Annotated in this window: 13 protein-coding genes and 1 tRNA gene; 11 read left to right on the top strand and 3 right to left on the bottom strand. The window is 41.1% G+C overall.

Going from position 1 to position 17752, the window contains the following annotated elements; genetic code table 11:
* Positions 1–84 precede the first annotated feature (84 nt).
* The 5 genes from MSMAS_RS01940 to MSMAS_RS01960 all read left to right on the top strand — a co-directional run bounded on the left by MSMAS_RS01940 (position 85) and on the right by MSMAS_RS01960 (position 6614).
* A tRNA-Ser gene (locus MSMAS_RS01940) sits at positions 85–169 on the top strand.
* A gap of 182 nt (positions 170–351) precedes the next feature.
* Positions 352–1050: an RAD55 family ATPase gene (locus MSMAS_RS01945; protein WP_015411460.1), complete on the top strand. Its 699-nt coding sequence runs from the start codon at positions 352–354 to the stop codon at positions 1048–1050.
* Between the two features lie 1168 nt (positions 1051–2218).
* Positions 2219–3916, top strand: coding sequence for a type II/IV secretion system ATPase subunit (locus MSMAS_RS01950; RefSeq protein WP_048039362.1), 1698 nt, complete (start codon positions 2219–2221; stop codon positions 3914–3916).
* 12 nt (positions 3917–3928) lie between these two features.
* Complete coding sequence (locus MSMAS_RS01955) at positions 3929–5878, top strand: type II secretion system F family protein (protein WP_015411458.1); 1950 nt, start codon at positions 3929–3931, stop codon at positions 5876–5878.
* A 118-nt stretch (positions 5879–5996) separates the two neighbouring features.
* A complete protein-coding gene (locus MSMAS_RS01960; protein WP_011032886.1) occupies positions 5997–6614 on the top strand; it encodes a hypothetical protein in 618 nt (205 codons plus the stop codon).
* A 21-nt stretch (positions 6615–6635) separates the two neighbouring features.
* On the opposite strand, the gene ablB is transcribed toward MSMAS_RS01960, so the two are convergent.
* Both ablB and kamA read right to left on the bottom strand, forming a co-directional pair.
* Positions 6636–7556 (bottom strand): putative beta-lysine N-acetyltransferase, encoded by a 921-nt coding sequence (ablB, locus tag MSMAS_RS01965; RefSeq protein WP_080503028.1) that lies wholly within the window; start codon positions 7554–7556, stop codon positions 6636–6638.
* A gap of 99 nt (positions 7557–7655) precedes the next feature.
* A complete protein-coding gene (gene kamA / locus MSMAS_RS01970; RefSeq protein WP_011032884.1) occupies positions 7656–8915 on the bottom strand; it encodes a lysine 2,3-aminomutase in 1260 nt (419 codons plus the stop codon).
* Between the two features lie 908 nt (positions 8916–9823).
* Between kamA and MSMAS_RS01975 the strand changes: the two genes are divergently transcribed.
* From MSMAS_RS01975 to MSMAS_RS01990, 4 genes are all read left to right on the top strand, one after another.
* The gene (locus MSMAS_RS01975) at positions 9824–11815 is read left to right on the top strand and encodes a monovalent cation:proton antiporter family protein (protein WP_048039659.1); all 1992 of its coding nucleotides are present in this window, start codon (positions 9824–9826) and stop codon (positions 11813–11815) included.
* 327 nt (positions 11816–12142) lie between these two features.
* Positions 12143–12838, top strand: coding sequence for a DUF1538 domain-containing protein (locus MSMAS_RS01980; protein WP_048039660.1), 696 nt, complete (start codon positions 12143–12145; stop codon positions 12836–12838).
* Entirely contained in the window at positions 12835–13566 is a 732-nt protein-coding gene (locus tag MSMAS_RS01985; RefSeq protein WP_011032881.1) for a DUF1538 domain-containing protein, read from the top strand. The genes MSMAS_RS01980 and MSMAS_RS01985 overlap by 4 nt, the downstream gene beginning before the upstream one ends.
* The gene (locus MSMAS_RS01990; protein WP_011032880.1) at positions 13556–13918 is read left to right on the top strand and encodes a P-II family nitrogen regulator; all 363 of its coding nucleotides are present in this window, start codon (positions 13556–13558) and stop codon (positions 13916–13918) included. The genes MSMAS_RS01985 and MSMAS_RS01990 overlap by 11 nt, the downstream gene beginning before the upstream one ends.
* Positions 13919–14144: 226 nt before the next feature.
* Here the strand turns inward: MSMAS_RS01990 and MSMAS_RS01995 are convergent, their stop codons facing one another.
* Positions 14145–16232: a monovalent cation:proton antiporter family protein gene (locus MSMAS_RS01995; protein ID WP_011032879.1), complete on the bottom strand. Its 2088-nt coding sequence runs from the start codon at positions 16230–16232 to the stop codon at positions 14145–14147.
* A 731-nt stretch (positions 16233–16963) separates the two neighbouring features.
* On the opposite strand from MSMAS_RS01995, the gene MSMAS_RS02000 reads away from it, so the two are divergent.
* Positions 16964–17347: a DUF2178 domain-containing protein gene (locus MSMAS_RS02000; RefSeq protein WP_011032878.1), complete on the top strand. Its 384-nt coding sequence runs from the start codon at positions 16964–16966 to the stop codon at positions 17345–17347.
* A gap of 1 nt (position 17348) precedes the next feature.
* Entirely contained in the window at positions 17349–17552 is a 204-nt protein-coding gene (locus MSMAS_RS02005; protein ID WP_011032877.1) for a helix-turn-helix transcriptional regulator, read from the top strand.
* Positions 17553–17752 lie beyond the last annotated feature (200 nt).

A 17752-nucleotide genomic window follows, 5' to 3' on the forward strand; every position in this document is an offset into this window, starting at 1 on the left:
CAATCCCTTAAATATGTTTCTCTCTCCGGAAAAGGTTAAATATATGAAATGCGTTTTAGGGGACGCGTTTCTAAAGTTCAATGTGACGAGATAGCCAAGCCCGGTATGGCGCGGGATTGCTAATCCCGTGATGCTCCGCATCCCGGGGGTTCGAGTCCCCCTCTCGTCGTTTCTTTTTTAATATCTTTTTAATTTTTATTTCTTCTTTATCTATTTTCTTCTCTTTTCTGTATGTACATTTTATATAAGAGCTCTCCTTATACTCTATAAATAAAATTCAATTCTAGCCCTCTTCTCTGTACTGCAACTCAGCGGGTTAAAGATTATGATAAAATGGACCGAGTTAAAACAATGAAACGGATATCATCAGGAATACCTGAGCTTGACACAAGAATCGGCGGTGGATACCTGGCGGGCAGGGTTCTCCTTATCACAGGGGATACAGGAACCGGTAAAACAACTTTTACCATTCATTTTCTGCACAGGGCATGCCTTGATGGTAAAAAGTGTGTTCTGGTTGCAACGGAAGAACTTCCTGAGGATATTCTTGACCTATCCGAAATGCTGGGTCTCGGGCTTACTAAATATTATGAAAATGGTCAGCTTGCTATTGAGAGGTCCTTTCAGAACCGCTCGGAAAAAGTTCAGACTTCCAAATTCGGTTTCACTCCCGAAGGCCTTGAAATTGAACTGCCCACCCTTTCTGATTATGTACCTGAAGGAACAGATGTCGTGGTTATTGACAATATAGGGGTTTTCACACTAAGGCTCTCTATACAGGATTTCAGGGACCAGTTTGACGCATTGAATTTTATCCTGAGCACCAGAGGTGACTGCACGGCAATGTTTGTCATGGACGACACGGCTTGCAAGATGACTCACAACCTTGCCGAATATTCTGTAAGCGGTTCTCTCCGGCTTATGGTAGACGAAAACCCATATACGGGAAACATTGAACGCTACATAAGAATTCCTAAAATGAGACGGACATGCCTCAGTTTAAACCCTATTAGATTTGAAATTACCTCATCCGGGATTAAACTCCTTTGAGCCTCTGATTAATTATAATTCTATTCTCTTTTTCAAATAATTTTTCTTTTCAAATAATTTTTCTTAAAAATCCTTTTTATATTTTCCTGTATGGATATTAGCTTTTAAATTTGAATTCAATTTTCAATACAAATTAAATATAATATATTTTTTATGATTTATCTTCATGAAAAGATTTATACTCTTAAACGCTATTTCTTATTTAATTAATTTCAAAATTTTCAGTAGTTTTTCTCTATATTCATTGAAGAGTAAATTAAATTTCGAATGAAATATCATTGTTTAGTAACACGATGAATACTATTGGAGACCTTTAACAATTAGGATAAATTTAAACAGAACTTATATTATTATTTTATACTGATAGCCGAATTTACGAGGGGACTAATCTCCGGTGGGGTGAGCTTCTATGGTTTCTAAAAACGAGAAATCTCCGGATGACTCAGAAAGATCAGAAAAGAACATGTGTACAGGCGAGGAAAAAGATGTTCAGGCAGGCAAATCCTATCTTTTACAGGTGCCTGTCAAGAAAATTCCTTATGAAACCGGTGCTAATACGCCCGGTAGCAGCCCTCAGGCTGGAAAGGATACAGGTGCAGATACGGATAATATCCTGCAGGAAGCTTTAAAAGACGAAACTGCGGGAAATGAAAATGATTTCAATAAAATTGCAAAAAATGAGAATGAAGAAGATGGGGATGCTCAAAATGAAAATACTCATCTCCCTGATATGAAAATCAAGGTAGAAAGCCGTAAAACCAAACCTGTACTGGAATCTGTACAATTTGAGAGTTTTTCCCCGGAAACAGGGGCTGAAGGGGGTTTGAAATCTGAAGTTTTACATGGCCCATCTTTAATTGCAGACGAGCCCGACAGCGATAAAACGACCTTTTCTGATGGAAATGCGGCTTCTGAACAAAAACCTGCTGTTTCTAAAGAGGCGACTTCTGAAAAGAAAGTTGAACTAATTCAGGAAACTGAAAATAAAGGCATTTTTCCCCCTCCGAGAGGGCCTCATCTTGAAGGGACTGCAGGCGATAAAGATGGAGTTAAGGAATTAAAGAGTTCTCATGAAACAAAAATAGAGAAAAAAGTCCGAACTTCAGGTAAATCCAAAAAAGCTGTCCGGAAGGCAAAAATCAAGAAAAAACCCGGATTCGCCGAAAATATGAAAGGTCTTACCCGGGACATAATGGGGATTAAAGAAGGCGAAAAATTAAGTGATAAGCTCAAAGAGTTCTTTGAGGAAGTAAAAACCCCTGAGGGGGCAAAAAAGAAATTTGAAGAAATAATCCGGAATTTGAAGGACGAGGAAATAAGGGTTCTTCCGCCTTATGATCCGGAAACCTGCGGCCCTCTTCTTGAATATGAAATTCCTGCGGGATTTACTGAAATCGAACGCTACTGGGTAGAAGAGCCTTACGCTTTTGTCAGCATAATAGAAAACAGGGAAATGAAATACTATTATGTTATTGAGCCTACTCTAACCGTCTATGAAAAAACTGTTCTTGAAAGGGTCAGAAATAATCTTGAAGACGTTCTTACTCAGGAGGACATGATAACCGGAAAAGAAAAAGACGTCGTCCTCATTAACAGGTCTATGCGGCTTTTTGATCAATATTACAGTACCCTTGAAGTTTCCTCCATTCATAAAATAATGTATTTCCTGAGAAGAAATTTCATTGGATATGAAAGGATAAACCCGCTGATTCATGACCCGAACATAGAAGATATTTCCTGTTCCGGTATCGAAATCCCTATTTATCTTTACCATAGAAAGCACAACAACATCGTGACCAATATCCATTTTGGGGAGAAAGAACTGGATTCCCTTGTTGTCAAGCTCTGCCAGAGGAGCGGCAAGCACATCTCCATAGGAGAACCAATCGTAGATGCGACTCTTCCTGACGGGTCAAGAATTCAGGCAACCCTCGGAAAAGAAGTTACTACAAGGGGAAGTTCTTACACAATCCGTAAGTTTAAAGGAGATCCGATAACTCCTGTTGACCTGATGCGGTACGGCACATGCAGTGTCGAAATGATGGCTTACTACTGGATTGCAATTGAAAACAACATCAGTGTGCTTTTTGCTGGGGGCACGGCCTCAGGTAAAACTTCTCTTATGAATGCTATTTCTCTTTTTATTCCAAGGCTGTCAAAAGTGGTGTCCATTGAAGACACAAGGGAAATAATGCTCTACCATGAAAACTGGATTGCAGGAGCAACCAGGAAATCGTTCACAGTTGGAGGTACTGGCGAAGTTTCAATGTATGAGCTCCTGAAAGCTGCTCTCAGGCAGCGTCCTGAGTATATCCTGGTGGGCGAAGTACGTGGTAAAGAGGCTCTTACCCTTTTCCAGGCAATGTCGACAGGCCACACCACCTATTCAACAATGCATGCAAGCGATGTGCAGACTGTAGTTAACAGGCTTGAGAACGAGCCTATCAACGTACCTCATGTAATGATGCAGGCCCTTGGTATCATCTGCATTCAGATGCAGACCTATGTCAATGAGACCAGAGTTAGGAGAACCAAAACAATAGTGGAGATCACAGGACTTGACGCAAGGTCAGGAAGTCTGAGGATCAATGAACTCTACCGCTGGGAGCCGGTGCACGATAACTTCAAGCGGGCAGGCGATTCCTATGTGCTTAATGAGATTATGAGAGCAAGAGGATGGAGCCCTGATAAACTCTTTATTGAATTTAAAAACCGGGAGCAAATCCTTGCCTATATGGCAGCAAAACAGATCCGTGATTACGTGAGCGTTTCCCTTATAGTACATATGTATGCTACAAATCCGCAGCTTGTAATGGAAGCGGTTGGAAACGATACCCTGCGGGATATGGTAGCACATCACAGTTAATCGGGGGTATCCATGAACGCTATAAATACCCTGGCATTCAGGATTTTCGGAGAAAAAATTCTTGAAAAAGAAGATAAGTTTGCCCTTCTCAGGATAAAGCTTCGTCAGGCCCAAATTCCCTTGCCTGTGGAGCAGTATGTTTCAACCGCAATTTTATTTTCCCTGCTTGCGGGAATTTTTGGAGGGCTTGCAGGCTTGCTTCTCGGGAGTCAACTTTTCCGGGGAATTACTCCGGAAAGCATTGTTTCAATGTTCGGCATCTCGAACAGGGTAACCCGGGCGGTTGAGACTCCTGCATTTATCGAATCTCATCTCCCTTTTATCCTTACGGTTATAGGGGGAATCATTCTCTTTTCTATGATTTCTGCCCTTACTTACGGGCTTATCATGGCATACCCGCCCATGAAGGCTGACAGCAGGAAGCGCGCTATCAACGCATCAATGCCTCATGCAACAGCTTTTCTCTATGTCCTGCAGAGAGGCGGAGGCATGACCATCTATGATATCATGAAGTCGCTTTCGAAGCATTCCCATCTTTACGGGACCACCGCCCGTGAATTCGGGAATATTGTCAGGGATATAGAGTACTTTGGAAAAGACCTTCAGGATTCTCTCTGGGACTCTGCTGACAGGACGCCTTCTGAGCAGTTCAAAGACCTTGTAGACGGTCTGATTTCTATAGTTTCAAGCGGAGGAGACATTACTCTTTACCTGAAAAACAAGACTGACCTTTATAAATCGAATGCAAATAAGGAACACAAACGTTTCCTTGAAACCCTCGGTCTCCTGGCAGAGGTTTATATTACGGTGTTCGTTGTAGGTCCCCTTTTCCTTATGGTTATCCTCGTTGTTATGAATATGATCGATAACGGGGGCCCAACCCAGCTCTATATCCTTGTATACGGTGCAATTCCTTTCGGGACTATGATTTTCCTTGTCTTTCTGGATATGCTTACAGGAGATGCGGAAAAGATGCCTGAAGAGCAAATCTCTGCAATCAGGCCGGATTCTTTCAGCGACGTCAGGGTAAAACCGTTAACCGAAGTTGATGAAGAGCTACTTCAGAAAATGGAGTTCTTTGAAAAGGTCTCCAGAGTCAAAAGAATTCTCCTGCATCCCATAAGGGCTATGATTGACAGACCTGTATATGCTTTCGTGGTGAGCGCTCCGGTCGCCCTGGGATATTTTGTTTCTGCTTACATGGAACACGGGCCTTACTATGGAGGTTTTGTCGAGACAGCATCCACTCTTGACGACTATCTCTATGCAACTCTTCTTATTCTTTTCATTCCTTACATAATCTTCCACGAACTTGAAGTCCGCAGGATAAGGCAGATTGAGGACCAGGTTCCTGAATTCCTTAAAAGGCTTGCAAGTATCAACGGTACAGGAATTCTGCTTGCCGATGCCATTGCCATTACAGCCCAGTCAAATATGGGCAGGCTTAAATCCGAAATTAAACGTACGGTTGCGGATATCCGCTGGAATTCAAACCTTGTAGACGCTATGAAGCGTTTTGAAGCCAGGATCCGGACCAACATGACCAGACGTAGCCTGAGCCTTATTGCCAAAGCAAGCGAGTCCACAGGAGATATACATCAGGTTATCAGCACGGTTGCGGATGATGCAGATATCGAGAAAAACCTCAAGAAAGAGCGTTCTGCAGAGATGTTTATCTATGTCTTTATCATCTTTGTGACGTTCTTTGTTTTTCTGGTGATAGTATACGTGCTTGCTGCGTTCTTCCTGCCTGCACTTGACGGTTCGAGTAACCCAGCAATGTCCATGGGAGGTTTTGACCTGAAGGAATACACCCTTCTCTTCTTCCATGCAGCTCTCCTGCAGGGTTTCGGCTCAGGGCTGGTTGCAGGTAAAATGGGCTCGGGAAACATTTCCTCAGGGATCAAGCACTCCCTTGCGATGATGTCGCTGTCTTATGTGCTGTTCGTTATGTTTATCTGAGTCCTGGGTTTGAGGTTAAGCCTTCGAGATTTTTCCGGAGGCTTACCTGAATTTTTATCCAATTTTTACCTGCTTTTTAACCCATTCCTTTTTAATATCTAAAATGAATTTTTAAAGTATGTCTGAAAATCCGAAAATAAAGAAAATACTTCTGGTCTTTTTTGTCTTTGCACTTCTTCTTTCCGCTTTCTATGCCCTGGACTTCAAAATATCACAGAGCGAGACCCATGTAAACTCTGGATTAAGTGCTTATTCTTCAGGCAGCCCTGAACTCAACTCTTCTGGCAGGATTTACCTCTATACTGAAGGAGAGGATGCGCTTTCAGTAAATTTGAAAGAGAAGCTTAAGGAAGACCTTGAAGCAGAAGGTATGGAAGTTATAGCTATAAACTCCATTGAGGAAAAATATGGTTCTCAGGCTCTCCTGGTGAATGTCAGCAGAGATAAATGGCTGTATACTCCTGTTTACGCTTCTTCAAACCTCAATTTAGCATTCTTTTATACCTCCACAGGTGAAGATACAAAATATTTCGAACAATTCAAAAATGGAAACGAGTCTGTTATCTTTGTAAATGACGGTTCTGGCAAAGGGAAAATGTTGATGGATGGGAAAATTGTAGTGCAGGACTCCACAAAAGGGATTATCTCTTTAAAAGCTTACAGGAAACACCTGGCTGAAGAAGCTGCAGGAAAAACTGTAGAGCAGCTCCTGCAGCATATCAACAAACTTCCTTAATCCTGGTTTTCTGGAGAGGATTCATAACATCCTGCACCAGATGTTCATATCCTCAAATCCGTTTCCTATCCTGCAGTTGTTCACAAGCCTGCCTGTAAAGGCATAGCCAAGGGAAGAAAAGGCTGCATTAATTCCGGGGGCTGAAGCTCTGCAAAGGGTATAGGAAATCAGGAAGCTTCTTTCTGAAAGTTCTTTCTCCAGAGCTCTGATAAGCTCTTTCATATGCCCTTTCCCTCTTTCTGAAGGGATTGTCAGGCAGTCGGTTATTTCAGCATTTCTGTTTTTTGGGTCCATTTCTGCTGAGGCAAGGCTTACAATTTTTCCGTATTTTTCCACAAGGAAATAAAGTACATTTGAGTGCATTGTTTCGAGAATGTAGTTTTCCATATGCAGGGGAGTGGGATATAGTTCAAATCCCTGGCTGTACAGGCTTGCCATTGCAGAGGCATCAGCCTGAACTGCAGGTCTTAGCGTATACCCTTCCGGAAGCCGGCTTTTCTCTTTTCGTTTTTTCCAGTTATCTTTTTTCCGTGAAATTTTCTTTTTTTTCTGGTTTTTTCCGGTCCCTCTATCTTTTCTAAGGCAATTTTTGATAATCCGGTCTTCTTTTTCTTTATGGAAGGATATTTCCCTGGAGCTTTCAGGGTAGTTTGAATAAATGTGGCAGTCCTTTCCTGCATAATATCTCCTGATAATACCTTCTTCCATATAGCCGCAGGTTTCTGGTTCGTCCTTTTTTTCCGGAGGGGTATATACGATTATTTTTCCCATTTTTTCGGTTCCTGCCAGAGCTTTGAGGGCTCCTGCAATCTCCTCAAAACGTCCGATAAAGTCCATGACTTTTATTCTTCTGTTATAATAATCAATTATAAGTTCGGCTCTTTTTACTTCGGATTCCTTTAACTCTGCATTTATCCAGTACCCGGGAAGTTCTTCTTTGATCTCGAGCGTTAAGGAGACGTTTTTTTCCGTGGCTGGCCCTCCTCAGTTTAAATACATTTTTTAATTTTAGATAACCTGTTTTTCCGGAATTTTTTCCTTTCAGAAACGCTGTTTTCTTTCAAGTCCTTCCGGCTCAAGGGCGATAACATCATTTTCCTCATCATAAAGCCTGGCAAGCCCTGTATCACTTTTAAGCCCTGGGTGCTTATCACAGATAGTACATTTTTGCTGGCACTTTGAGGAGTACTCTGCAGGTTCCGGATATACGCAGATTACCCCTTCGTAGTTTCTGAGAGTAACTCCTGTATCCGAGCTTGAGATCAGGTAATTGGGCCCGACAGGAATTTTTCCTCCCCCTCCCGGAGCGTCGACCACAAAAGTAGGGACTGCAAGCCCTGATGTGTGCCCTCTTAGCATCTCTATTATTTCTATGCCCCTTGCAACTGAGGTTCTGAAATGTTCCAGCCCGAAAGAGAGGTCACACTGATAGAGGTAATAAGGTCTGGTCTTTATCTTCAGGAGTTCGTGACAGAGGTTTTTGATTATCACCGGACAGTCATTTACTCTTCTGAGGAGTACGGACTGGTTGCCAAGTGGAATTCCAGCACAGGCGAGCATATTCATTGCCTTTTTAGCTTCAGGAGTGATCTCTTTTGGGTGGTTAAAATGAGTATTGAGCCAGACCGACGGATATTTTCCAAGGATTTCGCACAGTTCCGGGGTTATGCGCTGGGGCAGGGTCACAGGTGCTCTTGTACCTAACCTTACTATCTCTACGTGAGGAATGCTGAAGAGTTCACCTAAAAGCCAGTCCAGCCTTTCATCAGATACCAGCAGGGCATCTCCTCCTGAAAGAAGCACATCCCTTACTTCATGGTGCATCCGGATGTACTCGATTCCTTCCCGGATTGCTTTTTCAGAATAGTCATGCTCTCTGTTGCCGACCCTGCGCTTGCGAGTGCAGTGCCTGCAGTACATCCCACAGCGGTTTGAGATTAGGAAAAGAACCCTATCCGGGTACCTGTGGGTTATACAGCTCTCTTCAGATGGTGAGTCCTGGTCCTCACAGAGAGGGTCTTCAAGTTCCCAGGACGATTTTTGAAGCTCTGCTGACTGTGGCACAGCCTGCAGTCTTACAGGACATTCCGGGTCGTCAGGGTCGATAAGTGAGGCATAATAAGGGGAAATAGCCATTGGAAAAACCTCAAGCGCTTTCTTTATGTCTCTCTTTTCCGTGTCCGAAAGCAGAATCAGTTTTTCGAGTTCTTCAACGGTGGTAATTCTATTTCTATACTGCCATTTCCAGTCTGAAAATTCTTCTTCGGATGCATTAAAACAGTCTTTTATCCTGGATTTCACGTTTAAACCTCGTGACTGCTGGGAGAAAAATTAAGGGACAGATGTCCAGAACATAAAATATCTATAATACGTGAAAAATTTAAATATGTCCTATGAACTAAATCCTGTCTTTCCCAGCTTATTTAAAGAAAATGCGTCTATAATTGATTAATTTTAAGATTAAACACATCTATTAAATACTTTTTTATCGAAATGAGCTGTAATAATCCTTATATTTTTATGAAAAGCTCCAAAAAAGCTCCTTTTATATTCAGTTTTTTCTCTTTCAAACCTGTTTTATCTCTTTATTCTTTTATAATGTAGCAGGATCCAGATTATTCCTTATTTAATCATTCCTGAATATTGCAAGCCTGAAAAAAAAGAGTTTAATTCTTTTAATAACCTTTTAAAGCTTCCAGAATAGATAATTTCTATATAGAAAAACTATTCTTCTTCTTCCATCCTGAAAAAAACTTTATATAGATTTTAAAATGAGCTTTTCTCAGGGTTAAACTTTTATCCCTTTAAAGTTCGCTCCGTTAATAACCTATTAAGTTCTGAATTCTATAATTAAAATTTGAATTATAAATTAAAACTTGAATTCTAAAATTAAAACTTGAATTTTAAAATTAAACATTAAATTATATATAATGACACTGAATGATTTTTGAGATCAACTCAAATAATGTCCAATATTTTCTATCTGCATGAAGGACGATTAATGGTTAAAAATATTAATTTTTTGTCGTCAGTTTCTTAAAATATTATTTTTTCGCCATTAAATTTTTCATTATTGATTTTTCATCACTCTTTTTTCATTACTGGTCCCTCATTATTGTTTTTTCATTTTTTTCGGTTACAGATTTTCAATGTTTCGATAATAGATAATATGATGAAATTTATATCATTTGAAATTTAAATATATATTAATGGCAACAGATCTTTTAACCGACTTACTCATTATTTTCGGGCTTTCTATTCCCGTAGTTTTCACCTTCTCAAAGCTGAAAATAGCTCCGCTGGTGGGTTTTTTGCTTGTTGGCATCCTTGCGGGGCCTTTTGGTTTGGGCTTGGTCCAAGATCTGGGCAATATTGAAATGCTGGCTGAGATAGGAGTCATATTGCTGCTCTTTACTATCGGGATGGAATTTTCCCTGCGTGAACTCCTGCAGCTTCGCAGAATAGTCATCTTTGGAGGAGGGTTGCAGCTTTTTATAACTACTCTTGCTGCCGCTTTTATTTTCCTCATTCTTGGAATTTCCAGAGAAACTGCAATTTTCCTCGGACTCCTGGTGGCATTGAGCAGTACGGCAATAGTCCTTAAAATCTTGCAGGAAAAAGGGGAAATTTACAGTCTTCACGGGCGGACTTCCCTGGGGATATTGATCTTCCAGGACGTAGCTGCAGTAATGATAATTCTCCTGATTCCTCTCCTTGCGGGAACTCAGGGAACGGAAAAATCTTTCTTAGAACTTATCATGCAGGGATTTGGGCTCATACTGTTTACTATATTCAGCGCCAGATATGCAGTCCCTTTTATTATGTTCCAGGTAGCAAAGACGCGTAATAGCGAACTGTTTCTCCTGAGTGTTGTGGCAATCGGACTCGCGGTTGCCTGGCTGACTTCCATGGTCGGTCTTTCTCTGGCTCTTGGAGCTTTTCTTGCCGGTCTGATCATTTCAGAGTCCGAATATTCGATCCAGGCTCTTGGGAACTTAATTCCTTTCAGGGATATGTTTATGAGCATTTTTTTCATTTCAATGGGGATGCTTCTTGATCTGGGTGTATTAAGAGAACATTTACCCTTAATACTGGCTGCAACTCTTGGAGTGCTTATTTTGAAAGCTGCAGCGAATTCCCTTAGCACTTTCCTTATAGGTTTTCCTTTGCACACCATGATCCTGGTCGGTTTCTCCCTCTCTCAGGTTGGGGAATTTTCACTGATTCTTGCGAAGGTAGGCTTTACGAGCGGGCTGATAACTACTGAAATTTATCAGGAGTTTCTAGATATCGCCGTAATTTCCATGGTACTCACTCCTTTCATAATGAGCATGGGGTATCGGACTACATCATTTGCCGAGTCTCTCCCCTTACCTTCAATAGTAAAAACCGGGTGGTACAGGCATTTTAAGGAGCACGTACCTCAAGATGCACCTGAAAATCATGTGATTGTAATAGGTTTCGGAATAAATGGGAGAAATGTCGCAGCAGCTGCAAAGTCATCTTCTATCCCCTACCGGATAATCGAGATCAATCCCGAAACCGTCAGGCAGGAGAAACAGAAAGGAGAACATATCCTTTATGGAGACGCTGCCCAGAAAGCTGTTCTGGAACATGCAGGTATCCGGGCTGCGAAATCGGTCGTTGTGACCGCAGGGGATCCGGTAAGTGCCAGAAGAGTTATTGAAGCTGCTAGGCGGCTAAACCCTGAAGTCCATATTATTGCCAGGACACATTTCCTGAGCGAGCTGGATAAATTTCATATCGCCGGAGCCGATGAAGTTATTTCGGATGAGTTTGAAAGCTCAATAGAAATTTTCACAAGAGTGCTCCACAGGTATCTGGTTCCTTCAAGTGAAATCGATTCTCTGGGCTCAACCTTACGCTCCGACCATTACAGGATGCTTCGCAGTCCTGACATTCCCCGGAAAAAGTTCTGCGACCTGGCTCTCGATTTTGCAGATGTGGAAATAAGGAGTATCAGGGTTGGGGAACTTTCCAGGGCGGCAGGAATGACCATTGGAGATCTCAACGTCAGGAAAAAATATGGAGTCTCTATACTTGCAATTTCCAGAAATCATAAACTTATCTCCGAGCTGCAAGCAGAGACCAAAATCCATTCAAGCGATATCCTGCTTGTGATCAGCCCTCCTGAAAAGCTTGATGAAGTTAAAAAGCTTTTTGAAGATCAGGTGGGATAAAGTTTCTTTATCCCGGTATTTTTCAGGTAAGGTTGAAAATAAACAATTTCAGGGATAACGCCGGAAGTCAGGATACGCGAATACGAATACATGAATATTTACTTATATTATTATGTAAATTTATTAATACTTACACGCTTATTAGTGCTTACATTTAACAATACTTAATACTTAATCTTGCGTAGCTTCAGACCTGCAAACTGAAATTTCGATGACTATTAGCGGCAATTTAGATTCCAATTCAGTCTCGTTAATTAAATATTTTTGAATATTTCCGCTTTTCACGTTTATGGCTACCTTTCATTATTTATCTGGTGGAAAATTCTTATGATGAGAGATTTTAAAGAGACTTTTCTTGAAGTTATTCAGGCGGTATTGCCTCTAACACTGGCGGTGATAGTGATCATGCTGGTATTTCTCGGCTCGAACCTGGGACATCTGGCGTCCTTCCTGACCGGGACAATAATGGTCATAGCAGGAATGACTTTTTTTCTTATGGGGGTCAAACTGGGCATGCTGCCAATGGGTGAAGCGATAGGGTCTAATTTGCCAAAGCACGGATCACTGATATTTATTGCAGTTGCAGCATTTTTTCTCTCTTTTCTGACAACTGTTGCGGAACCCGATGTAAGAGTCCTGAGCAGCATGATCGATTCAGTCTCAAAAGACAGCATAGACAGAAATATACTGATAGTATCAATAGGTGTTGGAGTAGGGTTTTTTGTGACCGTTTCCATCCTCAGGATAATTTACGGAATCCCTATAAAATATCTTTTTGCAATAAGCTACCTTCTCATAATCTTTCTGTCCTTTATCACACCGGCGGAGTTCCGTGCTATTTCTTTTGATGCGGGAGGTGTGACCACCGGACCAATGACCGTGCCTGTAATTATGGCACTGGGGATCGGGACAGCTTCGGTACTGCAGGAAAGATCCCAGCTTTCTGAAGGGTTTGGGCTCATTGGTTTTGCCTCTATAGGTCCCATACTCAGCCTGATGCTACTGGGGGTACTGTCTTCATGAGTGGAAGTACAGAAGGGATACTGTCTGTAGTTGTCGAAGTAAGTCAGGCACTTATCCCTCTTGTGATATTTTTTATCGTATTCCAGCGCCTGTACCTGAAGCTCCCCAGATCACAGCTGGTTAAGCTCTTTACAGGAATCTTTTTTACTGCAATTGGAATGATCCTGTTTCTATACGGAGTTTATAATGGCTTTTTCCCGATAGGAACGGAAATAGGTGAATTTTTTGGTGGCTCTGATAAAAAGAGCCTGTTAATCCCGATAGGTTTTGTTCTCGGGTTTCTTGCCACCTTCGCAGAACCTGCTGTAAGGGTATTATGCTATCAAATTGAGGAATCTTCCAGCGGTTATATCAGCTCGAAGCTCATGCTCTATACGCTTTCTTCCGGAGTTGCGGTATTTGTATCCATCGCAATGGCAAAACTGGTTTACGGGATTCCTTTCCTTTATATAATAGTTCCAGGATACTTACTTGTCCTTGTTCTGTTATGGTTATGCGACAAGGACTTCATAGCTATTGCATTTGACTCTGGTGGAGTTGCAACAGGCCCTATGGCTGTGACATTTCTCATGTCAATGGCAGTTGGCGTAGCCTCGGCGCAGGAAGGCGGAAATCCCCTTGTAGACGGTTTCGGCCTGATCGCAATGATCGCTCTTGCGCCTATTATCTTTGTTATGCTGCTGGGTGTTTATATACGATTTAAAGGAGGTATAAATAATGTCGAGTGAAGGAGATTTTCTACTGGTCGTAACTATAGTGAAAAAAGGATGGGGGGATGAAGTGGTCAAAGCTTCCAGAAAAGCTGGTGCTCAGGGTGGGACAATCTTATACGGGCGCGGCACAGGTATACACGAAAATAAGAGTATTCTTGGTCTGATGATAGAACCTGAAAAGGAAATCGTTCTTACCATAACCGAATCATGTATAGCAGACAATATCCTGAAATCCATTACTGAGGCGGTAAAACTCGATGAGCCCGGAACAGGTGTAGGATTTATAGTCCCTCTGGAGAAAGTGTTTGGCATTACCCGTTACTTCTGTGAAATGCAGGACAGATCACAGAAAAGTTCCGGTTCATAAGTAGGCATTAGGGGTAATGTGGATATCTTTCTGACATCAGATGTTTATTGTAATATAAAGAAAAATAGTTTTCATTTGCCTCTCATTATTTCAGAATTACCCCTTCAGAATTACTCCTGCAGGCTTTCAATAATAGTTGCTGGTCCCAGAATTTAAGTCCACTTCTCTTAACCTCGAATTTAAAATGCCTGTCTGTATTCCTGAATATTTAAGTAATTCTGAACTTTTAGTTATGTGGGAATGAATCCGGTTTTGGGATCAGCTCAATTTTACTCCCGGATTGAAAAGAAGGTCTTACTTCTCCGGTGATGCTTTCAAACAACTTTCTCACATTGAGCAGGCTTTCAGGCTTTCCCAGAAGAACGCAGGCATCTTTTGCTTTGAGAAGGAAATCGCCTTCAGGAGTGTGAATCATTTCCGAGCCCCTGCGGACAGAAAGTACTGTTACTCCGTGCTTTTTCCTGAATTCCATCTCTGCAAGGGTTTTTCCGTCAAAACCTGACCCTTTCCCCACTTTAAGAACCTGGATCTCAACACCCGGAAGCTCATCCTTTATGCTGAATTCATTATCTGTATCCTGATCGACTGACAGTTTTCTCAATCTTCTGTAACCGTTAGCTCTCAAGTCATTTATCATCTTTTCAATATTTTCCCTCGGCACAAGATACTTTTCGAGAAGGCGGACAAATATTTCTACTGAGGTTTCGTATTCTTCAGGGATAATTTCATCCGCACCCAGGTGATGGAGGTGCTTCATTTCCTGCAGGTTCCGAACCTTTGCAATTACATAGATATTTGGATTCAACTCTTTTGCCTTCTCTACAATTTTTCTTGTGGCAACCGAATCGGATATTCCGGTTATGAGCACTCTTGCGTTCCTGATTCCTGCATGTTCCTGGACAGCCCCGAATGTTGCATCTCCGTACTGTATTCTTTCACCCTTTGTTTTTTCCTGCTTAACAATATCGGGGTTTGTTTCCAGGATGATGTATGGAATACCTGCAGCTTTTGCAGCTTTTGAAATCGTTTTTCCGGAAAATCCAAAACCTACCATTATAAGATGATCTTTTATCTCAGGTTCAACGCATTCTTTCCATTCAAAGGAACCTGAGCAAAAGCCACGTACGAGCTTCATGCCATATACAGAGTCTGAAGCCTTTTTGACAAAGAACTCAGCAGGCCTGTAAGAGGCATTGATCAAAAAGGGTGTAACTCCCATGGTAATGATTGAAACTGCCAGAAATGCCTGGTAAGTCTCCTTCGACAGGAGGGAATACTCCAGCCCCAGTTTGGAAAGAACAAATGAGAACTCTCCCACCTGTGAAAGTGCAAGCCCTGTAATTATAGTTGTACGTAGAGGATATCCAAGAATAATGGTGATAAGCATTCCTGCAATTGATTTTATAATAATAAGGGCGACTGCAGCAAGAGCCAGGAGAGGGAGATGATCAAGCAGGTAGCTGATGTTAAGAAGCATACCTATGGACACAAAGAAAAAGCTCATGAACATATCTTTCAAAGGCAGGATATTTCCCATCGCCTGGTGGCTGTACTGGGACCCTGAGATGACTATCCCGGCTAAAAAAGCTCCAAGGGCTAAAGAGAGGCCAATGCTTGATGTAAAGACTGCTGCGGATAAGCATATAAAAACAACACTGACAAGGAATAACTGTTTGCTGCCTGTCCTGCCTACACAGTAAAATATCCAGGGGACCAGAAATCTGGAGCTCAGGATAAAAACAAAGATGATCAGTGAGCCTTTAAAGAAAATATTGGAAAAAGCTCCATCAAAACTTATGGAACTTCCTGCAAGTATTGGAGTTATAAGAATAAGAGGGACTATGGCAAGGTCCTGAAAGATCAGAATTGCGAGTGAAGTTTTTCCGTGTGGGGTATCAACCTCGTTTTTGTCCTGAAAAACTTTGAGTACTATTGCGGTACTGCTAAGTGAAATCAGGAGCCCTATAAAAATTGATGTGGAAGAACTGAATCCAATCCATGTGCATATAATAAAAGCTAGAGTTGTTGTAAAAAGGATCTGAAGAACTCCTCCGCCCATTATGGCTTTTTTCATTTTCCAGAGGTCATTTAAGGAGAGGTCTACTCCTATCGTAAATAACAGAAAGACTACTCCGAGTTCGGAAGTCATGTCTATCTCCCCTCCGCTCAGGATTCCAAGACCGTAAGGCCCTATTAGCATCCCGGTTACAAGAAAGCCCAGTATCGGAGGGAATTCAAATCTATAAAATATAGTAAGAATTACGACTGCAAAGCCGAGAATCACATCAACATTTGCCAGCAAATAGTCTTCCATCTATTTCGCTCCCCGGAAAACGCAAAAATAAATTATGTCATTGATGTCATTGTCTACTCAATTAGTTCATGAAGGTGTATTGAAACTGGAAATTAGAAAAAGTATGAAGAGAGTGATGCAAAATATAATCTCAACATATTTTAAAAATTTATCCTCCATAATGTTTATAATATTCTCTTCTTATTTGAATTCTTCTAACAGTTCGTTCTGGTTTCTGACTGATGTTTTCAAACTTTAAGGCTTATTCCTCCGGGAAATATTCCCAGAATGAAAATGAAATACCTGCCTTACTTTATATATATTTTTAATAATTGGCGTGTTGCTGACATGGTATTTATATCCACGATTACATCCTCGAGCTTTTGAAATTTCAACTGTTGTATCCAATTTCTACTGTTATATTTTTTAATTTTGACTTTGATTTCTGGCATGTTAAGATTATCTGGTCTCTAAAAATAGTCATTCTGTCAATTGCTCGAGCTACAGGCACTCTTTCCAGAGAATATCTTCAATACTTTTTCAAAATCAATTTGCAGGGATTTTTCAACATTTTGTTTTTTGTTTCTTTCAGATATCTTTAAATAATACCTTAGCTATTTTACATAATGTAATGTTTTCTTTACATTATGTTAATTTAATTTTGCTATTTGTCTTTAAAGCTTTACTTAATTTTTAGACTAAATAATAACTCTACTAATTAAAACTGTAAATGGAAAACAAGGTGGTTTCAGATGAAGCGAAAGCAATTCCGGATAGTTTCTCTCCTGATTGTGATGATGATTGGAGCTGTGGTAGGTTTCTCGGCATCTATAGGAAATCCTGTGCTAGCTGTAGGAGTCGTGCTTGCAGGCATGGCTGTTATGTATATTCTGAAAAGCAGGCTGGAAGGCGTGGTCGAAGATGAAAGGATCTATCAGGTGAGCCAGAAAGCTTCCCGCATTACTCTCCAGATAGTTGCACTGGGCTTTGCCCTTGGAGGTGCAGCCCTCATAGCCATGAGAGATACTTATCCGGGATACGTGGATCTGGGGTTCTTCATGGCTTATGCAGGCTGCGGAGTTCTTGTGCTTTACTCCCTGTTTTATATGTATTATAACAGGGAATACGGTGGCTGATATGAAAAACAAAATTAAAGTTTACAGGGCAATGCACGATCTTACCCAGGAAAACCTTGCTGACAGGGTTGGGGTCACAAGGCAGACAATACATGCCATTGAGAAAGGTAAGTATGACCCTTCCCTCGACCTTGCTTTCAAGCTTGCCCGGCTTTTTAACGCAAATATCGAAGACATCTTTCTCTATGAGGAAAAAGGGAAGTAAGACTGCTCTTGATATGTTTTTTCTTACTTTTTTTTACTTTTTTTTACTTTTTTTCACTTTTTTTTACTTTTTTTTACTTTTTTTTACTTTTTCTCGGAATCGGTAAAAAATCTTTTATTCCGTTTTTTTTCTGTATTTTTTCCGATTTTTTTATAAAAGCAACCTCCTCATATTTTTTTCAGATAAACTTAGCTTTCCTT

This window comes from Methanosarcina mazei S-6 (genome assembly GCF_000970205.1).
Lineage (GTDB): Archaea > Halobacteriota > Methanosarcinia > Methanosarcinales > Methanosarcinaceae > Methanosarcina > Methanosarcina mazei.

What these genes read in the sequence shown, in the direction of transcription:
- MSMAS_RS01945 (WP_015411460.1), top strand. Translation starts at nt 352, where the DNA reads ATGAAACGGATATCATCAGGAATACCTGAGCTTGACACAAGAATCGGC.
- MSMAS_RS01950 (WP_048039362.1), top strand. Translation starts at nt 2,219, where the DNA reads ATGAAAGGTCTTACCCGGGACATAATGGGGATTAAAGAAGGCGAAAAA.
- MSMAS_RS01955 (WP_015411458.1), top strand. Translation starts at nt 3,929, where the DNA reads ATGAACGCTATAAATACCCTGGCATTCAGGATTTTCGGAGAAAAAATT.
- MSMAS_RS02000 (WP_011032878.1), top strand. Translation starts at nt 16,964, where the DNA reads ATGAAGCGAAAGCAATTCCGGATAGTTTCTCTCCTGATTGTGATGATG.
- MSMAS_RS01995 (WP_011032879.1), bottom strand. Translation starts at nt 16,232, where the DNA reads ATGGAAGACTATTTGCTGGCAAATGTTGATGTGATTCTCGGCTTTGCA.
- MSMAS_RS01985 (WP_011032881.1), top strand. Translation starts at nt 12,835, where the DNA reads ATGAGTGGAAGTACAGAAGGGATACTGTCTGTAGTTGTCGAAGTAAGT.
- MSMAS_RS01960 (WP_011032886.1), top strand. Translation starts at nt 5,997, where the DNA reads ATGTCTGAAAATCCGAAAATAAAGAAAATACTTCTGGTCTTTTTTGTC.
- MSMAS_RS02005 (WP_011032877.1), top strand. Translation starts at nt 17,349, where the DNA reads ATGAAAAACAAAATTAAAGTTTACAGGGCAATGCACGATCTTACCCAG.
- MSMAS_RS01990 (WP_011032880.1), top strand. Translation starts at nt 13,556, where the DNA reads ATGTCGAGTGAAGGAGATTTTCTACTGGTCGTAACTATAGTGAAAAAA.
- MSMAS_RS01980 (WP_048039660.1), top strand. Translation starts at nt 12,143, where the DNA reads ATGATGAGAGATTTTAAAGAGACTTTTCTTGAAGTTATTCAGGCGGTA.
- MSMAS_RS01975 (WP_048039659.1), top strand. Translation starts at nt 9,824, where the DNA reads ATGGCAACAGATCTTTTAACCGACTTACTCATTATTTTCGGGCTTTCT.